The organism is Bacillus sp. FSL H8-0492 (assembly GCF_038006145.1).
Taxonomy (GTDB): Bacteria; Bacillota; Bacilli; order Bacillales; family Bacillaceae_G; genus Bacillus_A; species Bacillus_A mycoides.
Genome location: NZ_JBBOUP010000001.1, coordinates 5,043,389 through 5,057,949, shown reverse-complemented (window position 1 = coordinate 5,057,949; position 14,561 = coordinate 5,043,389). Strand labels below are relative to the sequence as shown.

Genomic DNA, 14,561 nt, shown 5'->3' with positions numbered 1-14,561 from the left:
ATTTTTGCGTAAATTTATATTAGTATTATATATTGTGAGATTAATAGATGAGGTGAATCGATGAATAAGAAAGCAGTAGTTGTCCTATTTATTTTTGTATTGTTTATTGCTTCGGTTGTGAGCGGTAAATTGTATTGGAATAAGAAAGTTGCGAATGCAACAGGGCAAACGAGTGAAGTAACGAAAACAAAGGCTGAAGTGAAAGATAGCGGAGCGAAGAAGGAAGAGAAAAAAGAAGAGAAAAAACAAGATGCAAAGTCATCTTTTAATGAAGCATACGCGAAGAACTTACCTGATGCAGTGAAAGAGAAGTTAAAGAAAGCTGCTCAGGATAAGAAGGCAGTAAATCTTGTTATTGTTGGTGATGAAGCTTCTTCATCTGAAAAAGATGCTTGGGTAGCTAAGTTCACTGCTAATTTAGAGGCTTCTTACGGTAAAGGTTTATGGAATGTGACGGTAAAGGAATATAAGGGTGAAAGTACAGAGGAATTAATCGCGAATAAACGCGATAAAGAGATTGCGAAAGACAATCCGGATGTAATTTTATTTGAACCACCATTTATTACCGACAACGGAAAAACTGGTAATGGAAATTCTGTAACGAGTACACAGAAGTTTGTGCAAGCACTTTCTACTAGTGCAAAAGGCGCTACAATTATGATTCAACCATCAAACCCAGTGTATGGTGCGAAGAATTATCCGAAAGCGATTGAAGCTTTAAAACAGTTTGCGACGCAAAATGGTTATACATATGTTGATCATTGGGGAGCTTGGCCTGATGCAACAACGAAAGCGATTTTACCGTACTTACAAACAGAGTTCGGTTTCCCAAGTGCTAAGGGACATGAAGTTTGGGCACAATATGTAACGGATTATTTTGTGGCTAAATAATAAATGAGAGAGGGTATCGTCGACAAAATATGTTCGACAATACCCTCTCTTTTTTTGTTTTATTTTTGCTATACTAAACTGTACTATAATACAGGGTGGAAGGAGGAGAATGATGAAAATACTTGTAGTAGATGATGAATCGAGTATTCGTAATTTGATTCGGATGCAGTTAGAGATGGAAGGGTATGAAGTATTGACGGCGGCTGATGGGAGAGAAGCTTTAGAGAGATGGAATGAGCAGCCGGATGTACTTATTTTAGATGTGATGCTTCCTGATACGGATGGGTATGAGTTGTTACGTTTATTCAGAGAGAAGGAGCGTGATATTCCGGTGCTTATGTTGACAGCGAAGAGTCAGATGAATGATAAGTTACTTGGTCTTCAGCTTGGAGCTGATGATTATGTGACGAAGCCTTTTAATTATGCGGAGCTTATTCTTCGGGTGAAGAATATGGCGCGGCGCGTGACGAAGAAGGAGGTTCCTTTAAATCATGAGGTGATCGAGGCTGGTGATTTACTTATTTGTCCAAAGGAACGAAAGCTTCATGTGAGTGGACAGGAGATTCAGTTAACGTACCGAGAGTTTAATTTATGTCAGTTGTTTGTTTCGAATCCGCAGCGTGTATTCATGAGAGATGAGCTATTAGAGAAGGTATGGGGGTTTGAGTATATCGGAAATACGAGAGCGGTTGATATTATGGTGCAAAGGCTTCGAAAGAAACTAGGGAATAGCGGAGAGTATATTAAAACAATTTATGGCGTAGGTTATAAGCTTGATTGCTAAAAGGTGATGATATGTCTTTAAAACGAAATATGGTGTTTGGAATAGTTGGGTTGTTGATTCCAATTCTTGTTCTTTTGTATGCGGTGGTTTATATTGCACTGGAGAAGAATGTGTATCATAATGCGGCAGATTCCTTAGAAAAGTTAAGTGTGGAAGCGCAAATTTATACGATGAATTATTTAGAGAAGGAAGCAGAAGTGGAGACGTTAGGTCCTAATTCGCTTTTAATTGCTTCGTATTTAGCGAAGCGAATGGATGTCCGGGTGCAGATGATTGGGAAGAATGGAGATGTTGTTGCAGATACACAAAAAGGAGCGTTACTTCATCGGAATATTGACATTGAGAGTTCTTTGAAGGGAAAGAAATCGTATGTTTTCGAGGAGGGAGACCCAGCTCCAATTCTTTTGTTTTCAAGTCCGGTTTATTATGGAAACGATGTCATTGGAAGTATTCGTTTTATAAATGAGTTAACGGATGAGAAGGAAGTTTTAACAAATGTAAGTTGGACGTTTTTAATGACATCGCTTTGTTTAGTAGCTGCTGGTATTTTCTTTGCGATTCGTTTGGCGAAGTCTCTTCATAAACCAATTGATCAGTTAAGGCAAATGGCATATCGGCTTGCGAATGGAGATTATGAAAGTAAGATTGAGCTGAATGAGTATGTGGAAATTGCGCAGCTTTCAGCGTCCTTTAATGCGATGGCTGATGGGATTGAGCTGCATATTAAGCAGCTGAAGGAAGAGAAAGAGAAACAGAAAGATTTCTTGGACCGCATTACGCATGAGCTGAAAACACCGCTAACAGCGATTATCGGTTATGTGGATTTAATTCCGAAGTTGCAGTCGAAGGAGGATGTGCAGGAGAGCCTCCGTTATGTGTCTGTAGAAAGTGAGCGTCTATTATCACTTGTAGAGGAATTACTTAAGTCTTCAAAGTACGGGAAGAGTACGTTTGAAGTGTCACCTACAGTCGTGAATATTAAAGAATTGGCAGAAGAAGCGGTTTCGATTGTGAAACTTAGGTTGCAGCAGTTTGAAATTGAAGTTATGAATGAGTTAACAGAAGTACACGTCGTTGCGGATTTTGATAAGACGAAGCAAATTTTCTTGAATGTGCTTGATAATGCGATTAAATATAGTGATGCTACGCAAGTTCGTATGAATGTAATTATAAATGAGCAGGAAGCAAAGGTTTTTGTTCATGATGATGGTATTGGTATGGACGAAGGTGTGCTTGCAGAATGGAATGAGTCTCCGGAAGGTAAGGTGCTTCCTTCAAGTTACGGGAATGGCTATGGCTTATACATTTGTCAGGAGATTATGAAGAAGCAAGGCGGAAGTATGCGAATTGAGAGTAGTGAAGAAATGGGAACTACAATATGCATTACATTTTTACTTCCGAGACGGATGGAAGACATAAAAAACTTGAAAGCGGTTAAATGATACATTTATGAAACAATTATGCGGTATTTTCGAAACAACGTTTTTTTATCTTGGAGGTAGGCAGAAATGAAAAGGCTATCATTTCAAATTCTTATGTTTGTCTTTTGTATGATCGTTTCTCTTATTTTGTTTTATGTTATTGAGAAGCAAATATATAATCGAATCACAATTGTGGATGACAAACAAGCCGTTTTACAAAGAGTGAATGAATCCCTTCCTACTGAAGTGAAAGTAAGGCATGAGAAGTGGGGAGAAATTGTTGTAACGGATGAAGTTCGTTTGCATACGATTGTTTCATTCTTTGACCGAATTCGAATAGAACCGAGAGAAGCGAGGAATCAAGAACAAGTATTTACTGGAGAAGTAACGTACTTGAATGGACATAAACGTACTTTTGCAGTAGGTGACTTGTTCCAGTACGAGGCTAATATATACGGAAAGAATGGTACGGATCCGATGATCTCAGCATTTCAAACGTATTTGTTAAGTCTGTATTATACACCAGAGCGCATTAGTAATTTCTTTGCGGAGGCAAAGGAAGTTGTAGTGAGGCAAGGGGATGTAATACGTACTATAGATCTTACGCAAATATTTGATTCTATTCGATACGCAAAGCAAATTACAGATTACGGAGAAATTCAGAAATTATTACAATCACAGAATGAGCCGATTGCTTATATTACTGCCTATAAAACAGGCAAACGTGTAAAGAATGAGCGGGAGGATATTCTAACTATTTCTGTGTATCCATCGTACTTTGTTGTGCAATATCTCGGTGATAATAACGGGAATGTCATGTATATGAAGGGCTCCCTAGCAGAATTCCTTGTAAAGGAGAGTGTGTCATGAGAAAGATAGCCTTTTTCTTCTTTTTGCTAGTAATCGGAGGAGCGATGTCTAGTTGCTCTCGAGATACAACCTCTATTAAATATAATAAAAGTGGTCTCCCTATTTTGGATGATCGTCATCTCGTTGCGTATGTAGCGGCCCGCGAGGAAGTTGGTGAAGCTTTGCTTTCGTCATTTTGTAAACAACGCGGGTGTACATATGAATTTATTCGTCTATCGACAGAAGAACTTCTTCGGAGAGTAGAAGAGGAAGCTGGAAATCCGAAGGCGGATATTATTATTGGCGGTACAGTAGATGCGCATCAAATGATGAAGCAAAAGAACCTTTCTATTCCTGTTACGACCCAGCATGCGAATCGTATTTCAAAGACTGTTAAAGATAAAGATGGTTATTGGTACGGTTATGAAGTGGAGAAACTGGCAATCGCGATTAATAAAGAGCGGTGGAATGAAGAAATAGCGCCGCTCGGTCTTCCATATCCATCAAGGTGGCAAGATTTATTAGATCCGGTATATACGGATAAGATTGCAATGCCTGATCCAAATGTTTCCGGCACAGCATATACTTTGTTTCAATCACTTATTGATACTTTAGGTGAAAGAGAAGCGAAAGAGTATGTTAAGAATCTTGCAAGGCAAGTTGGTGAAGTAACGGTGAATGGTTATATGCCTGCAGAACTGGTTGCGAGCGGTGAATATATGATAGGCATCAATTTTGCGGGAGATCAGAGAATGCTTCAAAAACAAGGCTTTCCTATTTTAAGTAACGAACCTGAGCAAACAGGGTTGTCCGTTAATGCGATTTCGAAACTAAAGCGTGCGCCGAGTGGTATTATTGCGGATTTATTTATTGATTATTGTTTATCGGAAGAAGCGGGGCATATTTTAGAAAAAGTTTCGTTTGGCGTACCAACGATGTTTGCGAAGAATGAGAAAGAAATAGAAGGACAGCCGGTTAGAAGGGCAAACCAAAAAATATCAAATAGCGGAATAATCGAGATATGGAATAGACAGCGTCTCTCTCAGCAGTGAGAAAAGGAGACGAAAGAATATGTTTAAATGGCTTAAGCCAGCACCTGCAATTGAGAGGTTACCAGCGGATATGATCGCTAAAGTATATACATTACTGCGTATTCGTGTGCTAATGGGAATTTCAGTTGGGTATGCTGCTTATTATTTAGTTCGTAGTAACTTTACGTTATCAAGCACGTATTTAGTGCAAGAATATGGTTTTAGTACAGCTCAAATTGGACTACTAGGTTCAGTAATGGCGATTGTTTATGGATTTAGTAAGTTCTTTATGGGGAATTTATCAGATAAAGCTTTCGCCCAGCGTTTTATCGCAGTCGGATTGTTCTTATCAGGGCTTGTAAATATTTGCTTCGGCTTTGCATCTTCATTTGGGATGATTGTTACATTACTTGTCCTAAATGGTATTGTACAAGGAATGGGAGCACCACCTTGTAGTATCGTTATGACGAAATGGTTCTCGAAGAAAGAACGTGGTACGAAAACAGGTATTTGGAATATTTCACATAACGTTGGTGGAATGCTAGTGCCACCACTTGTTGGAATTGGTGTAGGTATTTTTGGTGAAAATCATTGGCAAGGCGGCGTGTTTATTTTCCCAGCGATTATCGCAATGGTAATTTCAGTTCTTGTTTGGATTAATGCGAAGGATACACCAGAATCTGAAGGTCTTCCTCCAATTGATGAGTATCGTAATGACTATGAAAATCTTGAAAAAGCAGATAATGCTAATAAGATGTCACCAAAAGAAATTTTAATGAAATATGTAGTGACAAATAAGTTCGTTTGGTATTTATGTATTGCAAATGCATTTGTTTACTTAATTCGTTTCGGTGTTATTAACTGGGTTCCGCTTTATTTAACAACAGTTAAAGGTTTTTCAAAAAATGAAGCACATGCTGCATACGCGATTTTTGAAGGTATGGCAATTCCAAGTTCATTAATCGTTGGTCTTTTAAGTGATAAATTATTTAAAGGAAAACGTATGCCATTATGTATTATGAGTATGGCTGGTGTTGTTGTTGGTACGGTTGTATATTGGCAAGCATCTAGCGTACTTGTTGTAAGTATTGCCGTTTCTATTATCGGTTGTTTAATTTACGTACCACAGTTTTTAATCGGTTTAAGTGCGATGGAATTAGTACCGAAATTTGCAGTAGGTACAACAGTTGGTATGTGTGGTCTGTTCGGTTATGTAGGCGGAAGTCTTGTAGCAAACGCAGCAATTGGTGTTATTGTTGATCGTTCTGGCTGGGATGGCTGCTTCATCTTACTATTAGCAGGCGGTATTTTATCAACAGTATTCTTATTTATCGTTCAACGTGGACATGAGAGAAAAGGTCCTAAAGTGGCGTAATAGTTTATTCAGAAAAGCGATCCAATTATTATTTTGGATCGCTTTTTTAATAATTGAAAGGACGATCATATGTAAAATTAAAGTTTTATGTGTAAATCGCTTATATATTAAATAGTACTTTCAGTTACTGAGGGGCTAGTTACTTAATATAATTTTTTTAGATTTAATAAACCGACTATATACATGGATAGACCAAAAAATCCGCCACCACAGCAGTAAAGCACAACATTAAATAAAGAAACCGAGATTTCTTCTGAACCTAAATAGGGAAGGATATAATTCATAAAAACAAACATTTGGAAGCCCCAAAGTGCACCTGCTTTTAAGCCAGCTTTTTTTAATGTCTTTTTATGTTTTAAATACTCTTCTTCTGTTGCACACTCAGTATCATTTAGGCCCTTTTTTTTCAATTTAAAGATTAAATAATTAGCTTAAATCATATTAATAAGAAAAATAAATATAGTGCCTATAGATATTGTATGGTTCATAGTATCGACGAGTAACATAATAAGCATTACCAACATATTTAACCACCATAAACCAATTCCAGCTATAGCTAATTTTTTATTGATTTCTTGTTTTTGATACTCATCTCTTTCACTAATTGTTCCAATAAAATTATTATAAACTTTTTCTTTCCATTCAATTTTCATCATTTAATCTCCCTCCCAAAATAGGCTGTTTAAATCTGTTTTTAACGCTTTTGCTAATTCGATACATAAAGCTAAAGAAGGATTATATTTATTGTTTTCAATTAAGTTTATTGTCTGTCTAGCCACATTAACTTTTTTAGCTAATTCTAGCTGAGACAGGCCTTCAGATTTTCGATAGTTTTTAACGTTATTCAAATATAAACCTCCTATTAATAGTTGTAGGCTTCGTGTACCGAAATGTCACATATATATGACACTCTACACTTGGATAAATAAAATGTCAAATATATATGACAAAAATGAGGGTGATACAATTGGGGAATTTAGTTTAATAATTCAAATTAGTAGGAAGTTCTTTAGTAAAGGAGGGAGCATGAAATTGATGTTGTGTAAGATGAAAATGTATCATCTAAATACCAAAAAACTAATTTAAATTGGATTTTTCTTTTCCTTAAAACTATCTTAAAAGATAGAATGTCATATTTCTAATCATTGGTATTTTTGTTACAATATAAATGATTGTGTAAAACTTTGTAAAATGAGTGTAACAATGTAAGTGGGGATGCAATTTTCCGAAAGTTTTATACAATTAAATATCTATTAAACTATTAAGATATAAAAGGAGAGAGAATATGTTACCAAATACGGTTCGTACTCCAAACAAGAAGAAGAAATGGATTATCATCGGAGTTATTGCACTAATTGTTATTGTAGCAGCAGTTAATATTTTTGTTATGCAAGGTAAGAAGAAAGGTACAGCGACGACTGATGCTGTGAGCTTTGAGAAAGTGACAGAGCGTAAGCTTAATAATACGAAGTTAATTTCTGGTCAGGTGAAGCCAGGGAATATTGAAAGTTTTTATGCGGATCCGACTAAAGGAAAAGTGAAAGATATTGCGGTGAAAGAAGGACAAGAGGTAGAAAAGGGAACGAAATTATTCTCTTATGATAATGAAGAAATTAATCTTCAAATGAAGCAAGCTGATCTTGATCAGAAGATGGCTGATATGCGTTACGATCAAGGGAAAAAGAAGATTGATTCATTGAAGAAAGAAATTAAGAAGGTAAAAGATAGTGGGGCTGGGAAAGAAGTAACAGACCCGATGGAAGAGCAAGTAAGCGAGTTAGAAATGGCTCAGAAAACAACTGACCTTGAGAAAGAAAAAGGGAAGTTACAAAAAGAAGAGTTAAGTAAAAAACAGAAAGAACTTACGATTTATAGTAATTTTACTGGTGTTGTACAGAAGTTAGATAAGGATGCAGCGCAAAGTTCATCTCAGGCGTTAGGTGGTCAAGGGAAAGCATTTTTACAAGTTGCTTCTAAAGACCCGTTCCAGGTTCAAGGGACTTTAACAGAGCTTCAAAAGTCACAAATTCAAAAAGATCAAACGTTCACTGTAACTGCGAAAGCAAATAATAAGAAGAAGTGGACAGGTAAGATTACGGAAGTAAGTGAATTCCCAACGAGTGCAGAGATGGCTCAAGCTGCTGGTGAGGGAACTCAAAATATGTCTCAATATACATATAAAGCAAGTCTTGATAGCCAAGATGGTTTATCTCCAGGTTATCACGTTTCTCTGCAAGTAAATTTAGAGAATAAGACGATGATTGCTGTTCCAAGTAAGAGCATTGTAGAAAAAGGCGAAGATGCATTTGTTTATATTGAAGAGAAAGGAAAGCTTCGTAAACAAAATGTGAAAAAAGGTTCTACTGATGGAGACTGGACAGAGATTGTTGAAGGCGCAACAGTGGGGCAAAAGGTGGTTAAAAATCCTTCCGACGACGTGTATGACGGAATGGAAGTGAAAGAGAAATGATTACGTTAAACAATATTGCTAAAACATATTATCAAGGAAAATTGGCAGTGCCGATTTTACATGGTATTAGTTTAACAATTCAAAGCGGTGAGTTCGTTTCTATTATGGGACCGTCTGGTTCTGGTAAATCAACGCTTATGAATATTATCGGTTGTTTAGATCGTCCAACAGAAGGTGAATATATGTTGAATGATGTGAATATCTTAACAGCAGACGAGTCAAAACTAGCTTTAATTCGTAATGAATATATCGGCTTTGTGTTCCAGCACTTTAATTTACTGCCGCGTCTTTCCGCAGTGGAAAACGTTGAACTGCCGCTCATCTACGGTGGAGTGAAGAAAGCAGAGCGTCGTCAAAGAGCTCTTGAAGCGCTTGGAAAAGTTGGATTATCAGATAGAGTAGACCATTTACCTAGTGAATTATCAGGTGGACAGAAGCAACGTGTAGCGATTGCGAGATCGATTGCAAATAATCCAACGTTCATTATGGCCGATGAGCCGACAGGTGCGCTTGATACGAAGTCTGGTGCACAAGTTATGGATATTTTCACGAAGCTAAATGCAGAAGGTACGACGATTGTTATGGTTACGCATGAAGAAGAGGTAGCCGCGTATTCTTCCCGCCGCATTGTACTGCGAGATGGGAAAATTACAGAAGATAGAAGGTGTGCAGTATGAGTTTACTAGATAGTATGAAAATTGCCTTATCGTCTATTTTAGCTCATAAACTACGCTCAGCTTTGACGATGCTAGGGATTATTATCGGTGTAGGCTCTATTATTACCGTCGTTGCGATTGGGCAAGGCGGGGAAGCTGCACTGAAATCCCAATTTGTTGGATCAGGTAATCAAACGGTACCGATTCATTATAGTGCCGATATGAATGATCCTTTTGGTATGGCGATGGTAGAAGCACCGAAGATAACTGAAGAAGATATTTTTGAAATTAAAAAAATTCCAGATATCGCACATGTTGTAACAACAAATTCAAGTATGGAACCACTTGATATTGAAGATAAAATAGAAATGGTGAGTATTACTGGATTAGACAGTGAGTATTTTTCAGTAAATAAAGTAAAGTTGTTAAAGGGACGTTCTTTACAAGAATCAGATGTGGATCAAGGTAATAATGTTGTCATGATTAGTAAACAAATGGAAGATAAGGTGTTTAAGGATGCCAATCCAGTCGGTAAAATTATTGAAATGAAGGGGCAACCGATGCAAATTATCGGTGTCTACAAATCAGATAACGAGTTTATGGGAATGGGACCATCAGAAGCACTAGTTCCGATTTCATTATGGCCGACACTGTATGGAAAAGATGAAATTCAAAATATTTCTGTTCAAGCGAAAAATGTAGATAATTTAGAAAAAGCAGGTAAAAAAGCTGCTGATGTCTTAAATAGTCGTAAACCGAGTGATGCAACTGGTAAATACGAGGTTATGAATTTAAAAGAACTTCAAGAAGGTATTTCAAAAATGACTAATATTATGACGATGATCATCGGCGGTATCGCTGGTATTTCATTAGTCGTTGGTGGTATTGGCGTTATGAATATCATGCTCGTATCTGTAACGGAGCGTACGCGTGAAATCGGAGTACGTAAAGCACTTGGAGCAACACGTAGTAAAATTTTATTACAGTTTTTAATAGAAGCAGTTATGTTAACGCTTCTAGGTGGTTTAATCGGAATTGGTCTTGGGTATGGCGGGGCATATATCGTTTCCACATTTGCGAAGTGGCCACCGCTCGTTTCATGGGAAGTTGTCGTTGGGGGAGTATTGTTCTCTATGACACTAGGTATTATCTTCGGATTAATTCCAGCGAACAAAGCTGCGAAATTAGATCCAATTGAAGCACTTCGTTATGAGTAAATTATTAGTGTAGTAGAGAAGGGAGTCTCTACTACACATTACCGTTCTAATGGGCGGTTCGTAGCCTCTACATGAGGATGTGAACCGCCCGTTAGAACGGGTTATATAAATAGAGGGAGGCGTTATAATGGAAGCGAATTTGAATACGCAAAAAGTTAGCGGAGAGAAGCCGTCATTATTTGGAATGATTACTGCTCCAGGCTTACAGTTTGAGCGAATGAAGACGAGTGAAAAGGTTTGGGGTATGTTCTTCTTAGTTGCGTTGTTACAAGGACTTGCAAGTGGTTTGGAAACATATGTTATGCATACGTCACCTGAGATGATTAAATTGCAAAAAGAATTAGGTGAATTTGCAGGACAGAGTTCACTTACATCGGACGTTATTTACGGTACTGTATCGAGTACTTTAGGTGTTATGCTTGCAACATTTGTTATTGCAGCTATATATAAAGTATTTATGATGTTTTTTGGAAACGATACTTCTTATAAAAAATTAGTAATGATCATCGTATATACGAATGTTGTCGTTATTATTGGTAGACTTATTAATGCTATTATAGCTTTAATTTTAGGCGATGGGTTAACTTCGTATACTAGTTTAGGATCGTTATTTGAGGAAGGTTCAGTTGCTTACGGAATAGGGAATACGATTGAAGTATTCTATTTATGGAATATCGTTTTAATTTGGTTGGGGTTACAAATTACAGCTGGATTAAGTAAAGTGAAAGCGGCCGTTCCAATTATCGTTTTATTCATTATTAAAGCGGTATTCTTAGCGGCAATTGTTATGTTAGTTGCGGCGTTTTTACCTAATATGCCAGTATAATAAGGAGGCGTTATAATGGAAATGAATATTAATACGCAAGATGCAGGTGCGAAGAAGCCGTCATTATTTGGAATGATTACTTCTCCTGGAGTTCAGTTTGAGCGAATGAAAACTAGTAATGCGGTTTGGGGTGCATTTTGGATACTTGTTTTATTAGGAGCAGTTGTTGGTGGACTTGCTGTTTATGTAGACTCTTTAACCCCTGAGGCGATTAAGATGAATAAGGATTTGGGTATTAACGTTACACCTATAATGTCGTTTGGTATGGGTGCAGTATTTGGTGCTATTGGTATGGCGATAGGTTTCTTTATTAGTGCAGCAGTGTATAAAGTATTAATGATGTTAATGAGCAATGATACTTCTTATAAGAAATTATTAACGATTAGTGTGTATTCAAGCATTATTTCATTACTTGGTTTATTAATAAACACAGTATTAGCACTTGTTTTAGGCGGATCAGGGAAAGAAATGTATACTGGTTTAGGACCGATTTTCGCTTCAAGTGGTGGTGTTGCAAAAGGTATTGCAAATAGCATTGAAGTGTTCACGATATGGGGATTTGTTATTACATGGTTAGGTCTTCAAATTACGGCTGGTTTAAGTAAAAAGAAAGCAACAATTCTTATGGTTGTCTTCTTTATCTTAACTACTGGATTTGGCGCGGTAAAAGGAATGTTCCAATAATAGTGATGTTTTACGTCACTAGAAAGAAATGCTGCGATTATAAAAAATCGCAGCATTATTTTTATAAAGAGGAGATATACATATGCTTAAGAAATTTTTAGCAAATGTTTTGTTTATGTTAGTCGTAACGTTGTTAGCTGTAGAATATATGCCGAATAAGAATCCATATGTATTTGTTGGGGTTACAAGCTGTATTTTAGCTACTGGTTTATATGCGATCGATAGATTTTTCAAAAACATAGCTAAAGAGTAATATAGTTTGCCAATATATAAACAAAAGGTTCCTTCTAATGTATAGGAGGAACCTTTTTTATTTTTACCCCTATTTCAAATACCCCTATTAGAATTTCAAATACTGCCTAGTGTAATTTCAAATTCCAGCAGCAGTATTTGAAATTACCCACAATGAAATTTCCTTTCTCATTTTATATTGTAGAGGTACCGCGGAATACTGAAGAGGTATACCTTTTAGAAACGGGCACTGTGTGAAGCCAGCGACTTTTGCAAATACGGTTGTTTTGTATGAAGGTATGATTGTAAATCAAATAAAGAGGTTAAATATTTACCAAGATTATGAAGAGTATTATCAATGTGGTTTAATTGGTCTTTGGCATGCGTATGAAAGGTATGAGGAGGAGAAAGGGAGTTTTCCTGCTTATGCTGTTGTAACGGTACGTGGTTATATATTGGAAAGATTGAAGAAAGAATGCGTAGTGCAAGAGCGCTATGTATGCACGGACGAGTATGAGGAACGATTTGAGTGTGAAGATGCAGGAACGAGGGCGAAGGATTTTATGAGTGTGTTAGATGAGAGGGAGAAGCATATCATTTCAGAGCGATTTTTTACAGGGAAAAATATGGGGGAGATAGCTTCTGAAATGGGGATGACGTACTATCAAGTGAGATGGGTATATCGACAAGCGCTTGAGAAAATAAGGGATAGTGTAAGGGGATAAGAATAATAAGTAGAATGGAAGGCAAGAGAAATATTGCCTTCCATTCTGTTTATTTTAAGGCAGTAAATGTGGCAAGAGGGTTTTTGAGTGTAGTGAATCTTTTATGTTCATTCGGGATAATACATGTCCAGCTTTCAAAAATTGTTGCTGTAACTTATGAGAACCTATTTGTATTGTTATGGTAGTTCCGTTAAAAAAACGAATGTTAGCTTTGTTAGTTTTTTTGGGAAACTCTATCTCATCTATATGGTTATAGAACAACCAAATGCAGCTTGGAGAAGAAGGAGATTCTGTTGGGAAAACGCAAATATATTCTTTGTGATTAATCGGAATTGGAACATTTTGTTTGAGCTTAAAGTTTATTTGGACTGCATGACGTCTACCTTGATAAGTAGAATGAACATGTGTTAGACAAGATTTCTTTATGAGTTGGATAGCTGTTTGGCAAGAGTACAGAGGGTTTCCGCTACTGTCGATAATTTTTGTCCGGTAATAAGGGTGTTTGCAAGGTTCGAGCATCATTGTAGAACTAGAAATAAAAATATCATTCTCATTATCCATGATTCTAAAATCCTCCCTTATAAAAATTATTATTCCGAATATAATTATATACGAATTATGTAAAATTATTATTAATCTTTTGTTTCGTATTGTAAATTTTTACGGTTCGTTTACAATCAATAGATGATAGTCTTTCTAATTTGCATCGCTTGTACATATATATGAAAATAGAAAAGAGTAGGCGGTGATATAGCATGAAGAAAAAGTATATTATTATGGCTCTAGCTGTTGTTCTCTTAGTTTATTTAGCAAACAGTAATCCGGGTAAGGGAGAATATACGGATTGGGCAGCAAAACAATTTATGAAGCGTAATGATGTGAGTAAGAAGCTAGAAGAGGTTGAGAAAGAAAACAAAGAGGGTATACTTGGCGATCTAGCATCAGCGGGCAAGAAATTAGCAAATAAGTATGTTGAACCACAAGTTGGATTATTAATTGAGCATTATACAAAGCGAAATGATTATATTTTCTTCTCAACATATACGACAGAGTTTGATTTAGGCGGAGAGAATTATAAGTATGTTTGTGTTGGTTTTTCAAACATCTTTATTCCAATTGAAATGCCGAAGAAAAAAGACGAATCTGCAAAATAATGCAGATTCGTCTTTTTGATTTACGGAGTAATCTGAACTTCAGATACGTTTTTTTCTATGAGGCGAGCCCCTTTTTTACGAGTATTTTCACTAATTGATGAAAATACAGATGAAGAAAGAATGGTATCCATTACTTGATTTACGACTAGTTCATTTACTGGTGTGATGGGATTTTCGATAGAAAAGGCAACTGTTTTTCCATCTTCTTTCACGAAAATTAACTCTAGTACTTGCATGCTTTATTCCC

General features: G+C 36.6%; 17 protein-coding genes and 1 pseudogene. 14 read left to right on the top strand and 4 right to left on the bottom strand.

Annotation, left to right across the window (positions count from 1 at the left end; genetic code table 11):
• Positions 1 to 60: 60 nt before the first annotated feature.
• The 6 genes from MHH66_RS26190 to MHH66_RS26165 all read left to right on the top strand — a co-directional run bounded on the left by MHH66_RS26190 (position 61) and on the right by MHH66_RS26165 (position 6,351).
• Positions 61 to 891: an SGNH/GDSL hydrolase family protein gene (locus MHH66_RS26190; RefSeq protein WP_078184857.1), complete on the top strand. Its 831-nt coding sequence runs from the start codon at positions 61 to 63 to the stop codon at positions 889 to 891.
• A 112-nt stretch (positions 892 to 1,003) separates the two neighbouring features.
• Entirely contained in the window at positions 1,004 to 1,675 is a 672-nt protein-coding gene (locus MHH66_RS26185; protein ID WP_078184856.1) for a response regulator transcription factor, read from the top strand.
• 11 nt (positions 1,676 to 1,686) lie between these two features.
• Positions 1,687 to 3,117 carry a HAMP domain-containing sensor histidine kinase gene (locus tag MHH66_RS26180; RefSeq protein WP_002034822.1) on the top strand — a complete coding sequence of 477 codons (1,431 nt, stop codon included), beginning with the start codon at positions 1,687 to 1,689 and terminating at the stop codon, positions 3,115 to 3,117.
• A gap of 66 nt (positions 3,118 to 3,183) precedes the next feature.
• Complete coding sequence (locus MHH66_RS26175; RefSeq protein ID WP_012262015.1) at positions 3,184 to 3,966, top strand: DUF3919 family protein; 783 nt, start codon at positions 3,184 to 3,186, stop codon at positions 3,964 to 3,966.
• The gene (locus tag MHH66_RS26170; protein WP_033731088.1) at positions 3,963 to 4,997 is read left to right on the top strand and encodes an ABC transporter substrate-binding protein; all 1,035 of its coding nucleotides are present in this window, start codon (positions 3,963 to 3,965) and stop codon (positions 4,995 to 4,997) included. The genes MHH66_RS26175 and MHH66_RS26170 overlap by 4 nt, the downstream gene beginning before the upstream one ends.
• Before the next feature lie 19 nt (positions 4,998 to 5,016).
• Positions 5,017 to 6,351 carry an MFS transporter gene (locus MHH66_RS26165; RefSeq protein WP_002130007.1) on the top strand — a complete coding sequence of 445 codons (1,335 nt, stop codon included), beginning with the start codon at positions 5,017 to 5,019 and terminating at the stop codon, positions 6,349 to 6,351.
• A gap of 143 nt (positions 6,352 to 6,494) precedes the next feature.
• On the opposite strand, the pseudogene MHH66_RS26160 reads toward MHH66_RS26165, so the two are convergent.
• A pseudogene (locus MHH66_RS26160) lies at positions 6,495 to 7,007 on the bottom strand (DUF3278 domain-containing protein).
• Positions 7,008 to 7,199, bottom strand: coding sequence for a helix-turn-helix transcriptional regulator (locus tag MHH66_RS26155; RefSeq protein WP_002089683.1), 192 nt, complete (start codon positions 7,197 to 7,199; stop codon positions 7,008 to 7,010).
• Positions 7,200 to 7,636: 437 nt separating this feature from the next.
• Between MHH66_RS26155 and MHH66_RS26150 the strand changes: the two genes are divergently transcribed.
• From MHH66_RS26150 to MHH66_RS26120, 7 genes are all read left to right on the top strand, one after another.
• Positions 7,637 to 8,821: an efflux RND transporter periplasmic adaptor subunit gene (locus tag MHH66_RS26150; RefSeq protein ID WP_078184855.1), complete on the top strand. Its 1,185-nt coding sequence runs from the start codon at positions 7,637 to 7,639 to the stop codon at positions 8,819 to 8,821.
• On the top strand, positions 8,818 to 9,498 hold the full coding sequence (locus MHH66_RS26145; protein ID WP_002089682.1) for an ABC transporter ATP-binding protein: 681 nt from the start codon (positions 8,818 to 8,820) through the stop codon (positions 9,496 to 9,498). Before MHH66_RS26150 ends, MHH66_RS26145 begins: the two co-directional genes overlap by 4 nt.
• Positions 9,495 to 10,694, top strand: coding sequence for an ABC transporter permease (locus tag MHH66_RS26140; protein ID WP_033709581.1), 1,200 nt, complete (start codon positions 9,495 to 9,497; stop codon positions 10,692 to 10,694). Before MHH66_RS26145 ends, MHH66_RS26140 begins: the two co-directional genes overlap by 4 nt.
• Positions 10,695 to 10,821: 127 nt before the next feature.
• Positions 10,822 to 11,520 carry a Yip1 family protein gene (locus tag MHH66_RS26135; protein ID WP_078184854.1) on the top strand — a complete coding sequence of 233 codons (699 nt, stop codon included), beginning with the start codon at positions 10,822 to 10,824 and terminating at the stop codon, positions 11,518 to 11,520.
• Positions 11,521 to 11,535: 15 nt separating this feature from the next.
• Positions 11,536 to 12,204, top strand: a complete 669-nt coding sequence (locus MHH66_RS26130; protein ID WP_078184853.1) for a Yip1 family protein — start codon at positions 11,536 to 11,538, stop codon at positions 12,202 to 12,204.
• Positions 12,205 to 12,286: 82 nt separating this feature from the next.
• On the top strand, positions 12,287 to 12,457 hold the full coding sequence (locus MHH66_RS26125) for a hypothetical protein (protein WP_165689463.1): 171 nt from the start codon (positions 12,287 to 12,289) through the stop codon (positions 12,455 to 12,457).
• 232 nt (positions 12,458 to 12,689) lie between these two features.
• Positions 12,690 to 13,160: a sigma-70 family RNA polymerase sigma factor gene (locus MHH66_RS26120; protein WP_078184852.1), complete on the top strand. Its 471-nt coding sequence runs from the start codon at positions 12,690 to 12,692 to the stop codon at positions 13,158 to 13,160.
• A 54-nt stretch (positions 13,161 to 13,214) separates the two neighbouring features.
• On the opposite strand, the gene MHH66_RS26115 is transcribed toward MHH66_RS26120, so the two are convergent.
• Positions 13,215 to 13,721, bottom strand: coding sequence for a competence protein ComK (locus tag MHH66_RS26115; RefSeq protein ID WP_078184851.1), 507 nt, complete (start codon positions 13,719 to 13,721; stop codon positions 13,215 to 13,217).
• A gap of 194 nt (positions 13,722 to 13,915) precedes the next feature.
• Between MHH66_RS26115 and MHH66_RS26110 the strand changes: the two genes are divergently transcribed.
• On the top strand, positions 13,916 to 14,314 hold the full coding sequence (locus MHH66_RS26110) for a DUF4359 domain-containing protein (protein WP_002034805.1): 399 nt from the start codon (positions 13,916 to 13,918) through the stop codon (positions 14,312 to 14,314).
• Between the two features lie 20 nt (positions 14,315 to 14,334).
• Here the strand turns inward: MHH66_RS26110 and MHH66_RS26105 are convergent, their stop codons facing one another.
• Positions 14,335 to 14,550, bottom strand: a complete 216-nt coding sequence (locus tag MHH66_RS26105) for a DUF2922 domain-containing protein (protein WP_002034804.1) — start codon at positions 14,548 to 14,550, stop codon at positions 14,335 to 14,337.
• Positions 14,551 to 14,561 lie beyond the last annotated feature (11 nt).

Excerpts from the sequence above, each read along its gene's own strand:
- MHH66_RS26145 (WP_002089682.1), top strand. The coding sequence starts at position 8,818 with ATGATTACGTTAAACAATATTGCTAAAACATATTATCAAGGAAAATTG.
- MHH66_RS26140 (WP_033709581.1), top strand. The coding sequence starts at position 9,495 with ATGAGTTTACTAGATAGTATGAAAATTGCCTTATCGTCTATTTTAGCT.
- MHH66_RS26115 (WP_078184851.1), bottom strand. The coding sequence starts at position 13,721 with ATGGATAATGAGAATGATATTTTTATTTCTAGTTCTACAATGATGCTC.
- MHH66_RS26165 (WP_002130007.1), top strand. The coding sequence starts at position 5,017 with ATGTTTAAATGGCTTAAGCCAGCACCTGCAATTGAGAGGTTACCAGCG.
- MHH66_RS26180 (WP_002034822.1), top strand. The coding sequence starts at position 1,687 with ATGTCTTTAAAACGAAATATGGTGTTTGGAATAGTTGGGTTGTTGATT.
- MHH66_RS26135 (WP_078184854.1), top strand. The coding sequence starts at position 10,822 with ATGGAAGCGAATTTGAATACGCAAAAAGTTAGCGGAGAGAAGCCGTCA.
- MHH66_RS26110 (WP_002034805.1), top strand. The coding sequence starts at position 13,916 with ATGAAGAAAAAGTATATTATTATGGCTCTAGCTGTTGTTCTCTTAGTT.
- MHH66_RS26170 (WP_033731088.1), top strand. The coding sequence starts at position 3,963 with ATGAGAAAGATAGCCTTTTTCTTCTTTTTGCTAGTAATCGGAGGAGCG.
- MHH66_RS26130 (WP_078184853.1), top strand. The coding sequence starts at position 11,536 with ATGGAAATGAATATTAATACGCAAGATGCAGGTGCGAAGAAGCCGTCA.
- MHH66_RS26175 (WP_012262015.1), top strand. The coding sequence starts at position 3,184 with ATGAAAAGGCTATCATTTCAAATTCTTATGTTTGTCTTTTGTATGATC.
- MHH66_RS26125 (WP_165689463.1), top strand. The coding sequence starts at position 12,287 with ATGCTTAAGAAATTTTTAGCAAATGTTTTGTTTATGTTAGTCGTAACG.
- MHH66_RS26150 (WP_078184855.1), top strand. The coding sequence starts at position 7,637 with ATGTTACCAAATACGGTTCGTACTCCAAACAAGAAGAAGAAATGGATT.
- MHH66_RS26190 (WP_078184857.1), top strand. The coding sequence starts at position 61 with ATGAATAAGAAAGCAGTAGTTGTCCTATTTATTTTTGTATTGTTTATT.
- MHH66_RS26105 (WP_002034804.1), bottom strand. The coding sequence starts at position 14,550 with ATGCAAGTACTAGAGTTAATTTTCGTGAAAGAAGATGGAAAAACAGTT.
- MHH66_RS26185 (WP_078184856.1), top strand. The coding sequence starts at position 1,004 with ATGAAAATACTTGTAGTAGATGATGAATCGAGTATTCGTAATTTGATT.